Source organism: Albidovulum sp., assembly GCF_049646345.1.
In the GTDB taxonomy this organism is placed as follows: Bacteria; Pseudomonadota; Alphaproteobacteria; order Rhodobacterales; family Rhodobacteraceae; genus Albidovulum.
The window spans coordinates 1-8,612 of sequence record NZ_JBARVQ010000597.1 but is presented as its reverse complement, the minus strand read 5'-3'; the positions used below and the strand labels follow the sequence as shown (position 1 = coordinate 8,612).

Annotated in this window: 4 protein-coding genes; 3 read left to right on the top strand and 1 reads right to left on the bottom strand. The window is 64.1% G+C overall.

What is annotated here, in order from left to right; translation table 11 throughout:
• Positions 1–5 precede the first annotated feature (5 nt).
• Positions 6–281 carry a YggT family protein gene (locus tag WBB85_RS15625; protein ID WP_432639527.1) on the top strand — a complete coding sequence of 92 codons (276 nt, stop codon included), beginning with the start codon at positions 6–8 and terminating at the stop codon, positions 279–281.
• A 63-nt stretch (positions 282–344) separates the two neighbouring features.
• Entirely contained in the window at positions 345–2,390 is a 2,046-nt protein-coding gene (recQ, locus tag WBB85_RS15620; RefSeq protein ID WP_432639526.1) for a DNA helicase RecQ, read from the top strand.
• A gap of 44 nt (positions 2,391–2,434) precedes the next feature.
• On the opposite strand, the gene WBB85_RS15615 is transcribed toward recQ, so the two are convergent.
• Entirely contained in the window at positions 2,435–4,669 is a 2,235-nt protein-coding gene (locus tag WBB85_RS15615; RefSeq protein WP_432639525.1) for a response regulator, read from the bottom strand.
• A 164-nt stretch (positions 4,670–4,833) separates the two neighbouring features.
• Here WBB85_RS15615 and WBB85_RS15610 point away from each other — a divergent pair.
• Positions 4,834–8,612, top strand: a 3,779-nt coding sequence (locus WBB85_RS15610; RefSeq protein WP_432639524.1) for an alpha-2-macroglobulin family protein, incomplete at its 3' end; no start/stop codon positions are given.

Here is an 8,612-nt window from a genome sequence, read left to right as displayed (position 1 = left end):
TCCATATCCTGATGCTGCTTCTCGACGTGATGTGGTTCATCATGATCGCACATATCGTCATGTCGTGGCTGATCAATTTTCAGGTGCTGAACCTGCGGCAGCCGCTGGTGTCTCAGATATGGTACGGGCTGAACCGACTGTTGGAGCCGATCTATACCCCGATCCGCCGCTTTCTGCCGCAGATGTCGGGGCTGGACCTCGCGCCGCTGGTCGCCTTCATCGGCCTCATTGCCGTGCGCATCATCCTCGTGAACAACGCGGGCTTTTTCTACAGCTACTGAGCCTTGCCCCCGTCCGGCCGGTGTGAGACTCTGCCGCCATCGAGCCAACAAGAACGCGAGCCCATGACCCGCGCCGAGGGACTTCTCTCCTCCGTCTTCGGATTCTCTGCCTTTCGGCCCGGTCAGGCCGAGATCGTGTCGGCCGTGGCCGAGGGGCGGAATACGCTGGCGATCATGCCCACCGGCGGCGGCAAATCGCTGTGCTTCCAACTGCCCGCTTTGTTGCGCGACGGTGTAACGGTGGTGATTTCGCCGCTGATCGCCCTGATGCGCGATCAGGTCCGTGCGTTGCGCGAAGCCGGGGTCGAAGCCGGGGCGCTGACATCCGGCAATACCGAAGAAGAAACCGAGGAGGTGTTCCGGGCGCTCGACGAGGGGCGGCTGAGGCTCCTCTACATGGCGCCTGAACGGCTGGCCTCGGGCGGTACGCTGACTTTGCTCCGCCGCATCGGCACCAGCCTGATCGCGGTGGATGAGGCGCATTGCGTCAGCCAGTGGGGCCACGATTTCCGGCCCGATTACCTGCGCATCGGCGAATTGCGCCGGACCCTGAACGTGCCGCTGGCCGCCTTCACCGCAACAGCGGATGAAGAAACCCGGGCCGAGATCGTGACGCGGCTCTTTGACGGGGCCGCACCCGAAACCTTCCTGCGCGGCTTCGACCGGCCGAACATCCATCTGGCCTTTGAGGTCAAGGACCAGCCCCGCCGCCAGATCCTGACCTTCGCCGCCGCCCGCAAGGGCCAGTCCGGCATCGTCTATTGCGGCACGCGGGCCAAGACCGAGACGCTGGCGGGTGCACTGCGCGAGGCCGGTCACGTTTCCTGCGCCTACCACGCGGGCCTTGATGCCGAGACCCGGCGCGATGTTGAGGGGCGGTTCCAGCGCGAGGACGGGCTGATCGTGGTCGCCACCGTCGCCTTCGGCATGGGCATCGACAAGCCCGATATCCGCTGGGTCGCGCATGCCGATCTGCCGAAATCGATCGAGGCCTATTATCAGGAGATTGGCCGCGCCGGACGCGACGGCGCGGCCGCCGAGACGCTGACGCTTTATGGCCCCGATGACATCCGCTTTCGTCGCACCCAGATCGACGAAGGGCTTGCCCCTGCCGAACGCAAAGCCGCCGATCATGCCCGTCTGAACGCGCTTCTCGGGCTGGCCGAGGCGATATGCTGCCGCCGCCGGCGATTGCTGGGATATTTCGGCGAGGCAGCAGAGCCTTGCGGCAATTGTGACCTCTGCGATACTGCGCCGGACCTGTTCGACGGGACTGAAGCGGTCCGGAAGGCACTGTCGGCGATGCTGCGCACGGGGGAAAGTTTCGGTGCCGGGCATCTCATTGACATCCTGACCGGCAATGTCACCGTCAAGGTCCGCCAGCGTCGCCACGATGACCTGCCGACCTTCGGCGTCGGTCGCGATATGCCCAAGGCAGAGTGGCAGGCGATCTTTCGGCAGATGATGGGATACGACCTGATCCGCCCCGATCCCGAACGCCATGGCGCATTCCGTATGACCGATGCGGCGCGACCGATCCTGAAAGGCGAGGCGTCAATCACCCTTCGCCGCGACACGATCCGCAAGGCGGTCGGAAGACCGGTGGTGAAGACACTGGTTTCAGAAGAAGACGCGCCGCTTCTCTCGGCGCTCAAGGCAAAACGGCGGGCCTTGTCCGAAGCGGCGCGGATGCCCGCCTATATGATCTTCCCCGACCGCACGCTGATTGAAATGGCCGAAACCCGGCCCGAGACACTGGATGGGATGGCGCGGATCAGCGGGGTTGGTGCGAAAAAGCTGGAAAGCTACGGCGCGGCCTTTCTGGAGGTGATCACCGGTGCCGGGGAAGACATGCATCCCGCCCGCCGCAAGCTGGCCGGTCGGGCATCGGGCGAAGTGTTCGACCGCCTGATGCAGGCACAGGCCGAATTGTCGCGCGGGCCCGAGGGGATCGACAAATACCTCAGCTGTACGCATTCGACGCTCAGGAAAATCGCCGAAGCCCGGCCAAGGACACTCGCCGAACTGGAGCGCATCCAGGGGATGGGTGAACAGAAGGCCGAACGGTTCGGCGCTGCGTTTCTTGGTGTTCTGACTTCTGAAGGCTGAAACGGCCGAAGGACAGGTGGATTTGCGCCCATCTCAACTCTGGGTCATGCCGCGCCGCTTTCTGCCGGGCCCGGGCCGAGCGCCGGACGTGCGTCAGCGGGGCAGAACTCTCCGATCTTACCCGCAATTGCCATCTTCTTGAGCGGTTTTGTCAGGTAGTGGTCGATCCCGGCCGCCAGAATGGACTCGCTATCGCCGTCCATCGCATGGGCCGTCAGGGCGACGATTGGGGTGTGGTTCAGGCCGCGCTCTTCCTCGATGGCGCGGATGGCGCGCGTCGCTTCGCGCCCATCCATCTCGGGCATGGAAATGTCCATGAAGACCATATCCGGCCGGAAGCTGCGCCATTGGTCCACCGCCTCGCGCCCGTTATTGGCGAATTGCAGATCGATGTCGAAATCCGCCACCATCTTGCGGAAGACAAGCTGGTTGGTGCGGTTGTCTTCCGCCGCCAGCACCCGCATCTGCCTGAGTTCCCCCGCCGGGGGTTCCGGTTCAGCCGGTTCAAGCGGCAGGAACGCGTCCTTTGCTGCGGGATAGGACAGGTCCTGCAAGGCGCGGAACAATTCCGACCGCAGGATCGGCTTTTGCAGAACCGCCGCCATGTCCCCGGTAGCGCCTTCCGCCGCATCGGGATGCGAAGACAAAAGCAGGATCGGCGATGATATCCCTGCGGCACGCAACTGGGCCGCCAGTTCAGGCCCGGCTATGTCCGGCATGTCGTGATCGGTCAGGATCACATCGAACGCGTCACCAGACTGAACGGCCTGCAAAGCTTCCGTAGCGCCGCGGCACATCGTGACCTCCAGCCCATAGGTCTGAAGCTGTCGTTCCAGGATCACGCGGTTGATCTGTATGTCATCGACGATCAGCGCGCGCTTCAGCAGGATCGGACGGTCGGGTTTGTCGATGACCTGAACCGGTTCAGCGGGGGCAAAAGTCACACGGAAACCAAAGCACGATCCCTGATCCGGTTCGCTGTCGACCCAGATCGTGCCGCCCATCAGTTCCACAAGTTGCCGTGTGATCGCGAGGCCGAGACCGGTTCCTTCGAACTTCCGGTTCGACTGTTCCTCCACCTGATTGAACTCGCCGAAGATGTGGTCGATGTAGTCCGTCGGAATTCCGATTCCGGTATCCTCGATGGTGATGTGCAGGTCGAACCGGTGGTCGGGCAATTCAAGCCCGACGATCCGCGCCAGAACGTGCCCTTCGGAGGTGAATTTGACGGCGTTGCCCAGAAGGTTCGTGAAAATCTGCCGCATTCGCCCGGGATCACCGACATAACGCGTCGGCAGGAAGAGGTCGAAATCGACCAGAAGCTTGATCCCCTTGTCGCGGGCCGAGGGCTGCAACAGCAGCACGACCTCATGCAGACAACGTTCCAGATCGAAGGGTTCGGGGTAGAGTTTCAGCTTCTCCGCCTCAATCTTGGAATAGTCGAGCACATCGTTGATGATCGTCAAAAGCGCCTCGCCCGATGACTTGATCGTCTCGGCAAAGAGCCTCTGTTCCTCGTTCAGATCTGTGTCGATCAAGAGTTCAGCCATGCCCACAACACCATTCATCGGGGTGCGGATTTCATGGCTCATATTGGCAAGAAAGGCCGATTTCGCGCGGTTTGCCGCCTCGGCCTTCACCCGGGCTTCCTCCAATTCCGCCTGCCGCAACATGGCTGTGGAAGTATCTAGAGCCATCGACACAAGACCGCCGTCAGCCCCGTGATGATCGACCAGCCGGATATGACGGCCATTGGTCAGCTTGATTTCCTTGTTGGGAATATCCGCGCGCGTGATGCGTTCGGTCATTTCGTGGCGCCAGTCATGCTCGTCGAAATCCTCCAGATCGACGATGCCCGCAGTCGCGAGCGTGCGGATCACGGTGTCATAGTCCACTCCAGTCTGGATCTCGGAGTGGCCTGCGAAGATTTCAAGCCAGGCTTTGTTGACGATCACCAGATGCAAGTTCTTGTCAAACACCGCAAACCCGTCGCCAACCGCCTCGACCGCATCCCACAGCAGACGTTCGGCAATCTTGGCCGCGTTGGTGGCCCGGAGCAGGTCCGACATGACTTGGCTATTCTGCCCCTTGAGCGATTCGGCTTCGCAAAGTGCCTGTTCCAGCCCGTGACGTTGTTCGACGATCTGGTCAGACAGGTGACGGGCATGACGCGACAATTGGGAATTTGCGGCGAAAAGTTCGCGCTTTTTCTGTTCCAGCAGGCGTTCGGCGGCCAGACGCGCGCGCCGTTCCTTGGCGAGTTTCTCGGCTATGCTCACATCCCGTCTCCGGTCCGTCCGCACGGGATAATGCCCGCGCGTCTTCGACAATCGCGGAACGGGGTGAAGGAACGCTTAAACGCCGTGACTTTCCCGGCCGTCACGCTTGCGAATCCCATCCCCCCCTGCCAGCATCAGATCATTGACCGGAAATGGAGATTTCGATGCGCGCCCTTGTGACAGCGGCCCTTGCGGCAAGTCTTTTCGTGGCTGGCGAAGCACCGGCGCAGGATCTGGTGCCCGAGCGCCGCGCGGTTCTGGTCGACAATATGGACTTTCCCGGCGGCGATCTGCGCGCGCTCTATGACATCGGTTTTGACGCCTGTCGCGTGGCCTGCCTCTCGGACAGGGCCTGTACCGCCTTCACCTATAACCGCCGCGCCTCGTCCTGTTTCCCGAAATCGGGGGCCGGGGAGCCTGCACCCTATTCCGGCGCAATTTCGGGCCATGTTCTGGACGCCGCGCCGGGGTCCGCAGAGCGCGCTCAGACCCGTGCGGCTGAGTTGGACTTTCTGCGGCCCGAGGATCTTCAGGCCGCCTACGATCAGGCCCGCGATCTTGCTGCAGAACATGTGACGGGGGGCACCAGTGCCGAGGACTGGCTTGCTGCGGTCGATACTGCGCGCGGGAACGGCAATACGAAAGCCGCCGCAAACCGGCTGGGGGCGGCGCTGAACATCACGGATGCGGCGGATCAATGGGCGGATTATGCCGAACTGCAACTTGATCTGCGCGAGTACCCGAATGACAAGATCCGGCAGAACCCGCGCAAATCGGCCTCGGCTGCGATCAACGCCTATCTTCGGACCGACACTGCGGGCCTTCGGGCGACCGCGCTTGTGACCCTCGCCCGCGCGATGGAGAAGATGAACCGGGGCCGCGACATGATCCCGGCCCTGCGTTTGGCGCATAGCATTCAGCCGCGCGATGACACCGCTGCCATGCTGGACGACGCCATTGGTAAGTACGGCTTCCGCATCAGCGAAACGCAGGTAGAGGCCGACGGCGCCAGCCCCCGCATCTGTGCCGTCTTCACCGCAGATCTCGTGCGATCCGGTACCGACTACGCGCCTTTTGTGAAGCTGCCTGAAGCGGGGCTGTCGGTCGAAGCCTCCGGTCGCCAGATCTGTGTCGCCGGTTTTGCCCATGGCACAAGGCCCACCCTGACTTTCCGCGAAGGCCTGCCCGCCGCCTCGGGTGAGGTACTGGCCAAGGACATCCAGATCACCCAATACATCCGCGACCGCGCCGCCGCCGTGCGCTTTCCCGGCCGCGCCTATGTGCTGCCGCGTGTGGGGTCCAAGGGCATCCCAGTCGAGACGGTGAATGCCGACACCCTAGACCTGACCCTTCTGCGCCTGTCGGACCGCAACCTGATCCGCGCGATTCAGGGCGGCATGTTCGGCCGCCCGCTTGACTACTGGTCGGCCGCGAACCTCAAATCCGAAGTCGCTGAAGAGGTCTGGACTGGCACCGGCGAGGTCACGGCGGAGGTCAACCGCGACATGACCACGCTGCTGCCATTGGATGGCATCATGTCTGACCTCGGCCCCGGCATCTATGCGCTTCAGGCCGCCATTCCGGGCGAGGACCCCTATGACAATCCCGCCGCGACACAGTGGTTCGTGATCTCCGACCTCGGGCTGACGGCGATGGAGGGGGTAGACGGGCTGCATGTCTTCGTCCGCGCTCTGTCGGACGCTTCGGCCAGCGGGGACGTGACCGCGACGCTCCTCTCGCGCGCCAATGCGGTGATTGGGACGGTGACGACGAATGCCGAAGGATACGCCCGCTTCGATGCCGGGCTGACCGCCGGGACGGGCGGGGCCGCGCCTGCCTTGGTGATGGTCGAGAAGGGTGAGGATATGACCTTCCTGCCGCTGACCGAGGCGGAATTCGACCTTTCCGACCGGGGTGTTGCGGGGCGCGAGGCGGCCCCGCCCATCGACGTGTTCCTCTCGACCGACCGGGGCGCCTACCGCGCGGGTGAGACGGTCAACGCCACCATCCTCGCCCGTGACCAGAAGGTGCACGGTCTGGCCGGGCTGCCGATGACCGCAAGGCTGATCCGGCCCGACGGGGTCGAATATTCCCGCGCGCTGCTCGGCCATGCGGGCGCGGGCGGTTTTGTCGCCAATCTGCCGCTTGCGGGCTCTGCCCCGCATGGGACATGGCGGATCGAGAGCTTTGTCGAAGAGGGCAAGGTGCTTGCCTCGCAAAGCTTTCTTGTCGAGGATTTCCTGCCCGAACGCATCGACTTTGACCTGACCCTGCCCGAGGGCGCACTACGCCTGACCGACCGGCCACCGCTGACGGTCGCAGCGCGCTACCTCTTCGGCGCGCCGGGGGCGGAACTGGACGTCGAGGGCGATCTGAGGATCACCGCGCTGACGACGCTCGATGCTTTCCCCGGTTATGCGTTCGGGCGCTACGATGAGCCGTTCTCGCCCTACCGCGATGCTTTGGAGGACGCGCCAAAGACCGATGCCGAAGGCCGCGCGGTGCTTTCGGTCAGCTTCCCCGATTTGGGCGAAGCCGCGAACCGGCCTTTGGAGGCGAGCATCGCCGTGCGGGTCAAGGAAGGCTCAGGCCGCCCGGTCGAACGCAGCATCGCCCGCCGCATCCTGCCCGACGATCCCGTCATCGGGATCAAGCCGCTGTTTGAGGGCGGCACGGTGCCGCAAGGCTCTGACGCGCGCTTTGACCTGATCGCGGTCGGGCCGGACGAACAGGCTGCCACCCGCGCCGTCCATTGGACGATCAACCGGATCGAGCGGAACTATCAGTGGTATTCGCTTTACGGCAACTGGAATTGGGAGGTGGCGACGACCAGGTCCCGCGTGGCAAGTGGCGAGGCGGCTCTGACGCCCGAAGGCCCGGTCAGCATCGCCGCCCCGGTGGAATGGGGCAATTACGAACTGGTGGTGGAGGCGACGGACGGTGCCCACACCGAGTCATCCACCGAGTACTACGCGGGCTGGTACGTCCCTGCCGATGCAGCGGAAACGCCCGATACGCTGACCGTCGCGCTCGACAAGGACGCCTACCGGCCCGGCGATACCGCGCGGCTACGGATCGAACCCCGCGCGGATGGGGTGGCCTTGGTCACGGTCCTCTCGAACCGGCTCATTGACATGAAGGCCGTGACGGTGACGGCGGGCGAGAACGTCATCGAGCTGCCTGTCACCGACGATTGGGGGGCGGGCGCCTATGTCACCGCCTCGGTCATCCGTCCCCTGTCTGAGGAAGCAGGCCGCGCACCGACACGGGCGCTTGGCCTCTCCTACGCGCCGGTCGATCCCGGCTCGCGCAAGCTCTCTGCCACATTCGAGGTCGCGCCCGAGGCCAATCCGCGCGGGCCGCTGCCGGTGGCTTTGAAGGTCGATGCGCCGGAAGGGGCAGAGGTCTTTGCCACCATCGCCGCCGTCGATCTTGGCATCCTCAACCTGACCGCCTTCACCTCCCCCGACCCCGAGGGCCATTATTTCGGCCAGCAGAAACTCGGCGTCGGCATCCGCGACCTCTATGGGCGGCTGATCGACGGCCAGACAGGCGCGATGGGTGCTGTCCGCTCTGGCGGTGACGCGGCGGCGGGGATGAAACTGCAATCGCCACCGCCGACCGAGGAACTGGTCGCCTATTTCTCTGGCCCCCTGACAGTCGGTGCCGATGGCTATGCGCGCACGGAATTCGACCTGCCCAGCTTCAACGGCACGGTGCGGCTGATGGCTGTGGTCTGGTCCGACAAGGCGGTCGGGCAGGCGGAAACCGATGTGCTGATCCGCGACCCGGTGGTCGTCACCGCCTCGGTCCCCCGCTTCCTCGCGCCCGGCGATCAGGCGCGGATGCTGCTGGAAATCGTCCATGCCGCCGGTCCTGCCGGGCGCATGGGGCTTGATGTGACGGGCAGCGGTCTGAGCCTTGGCGATGCGCCATCCGGCCT

Excerpts from the sequence above, each read along its gene's own strand:
- recQ (WP_432639526.1), top strand. The coding sequence starts at position 345 with ATGACCCGCGCCGAGGGACTTCTCTCCTCCGTCTTCGGATTCTCTGCC.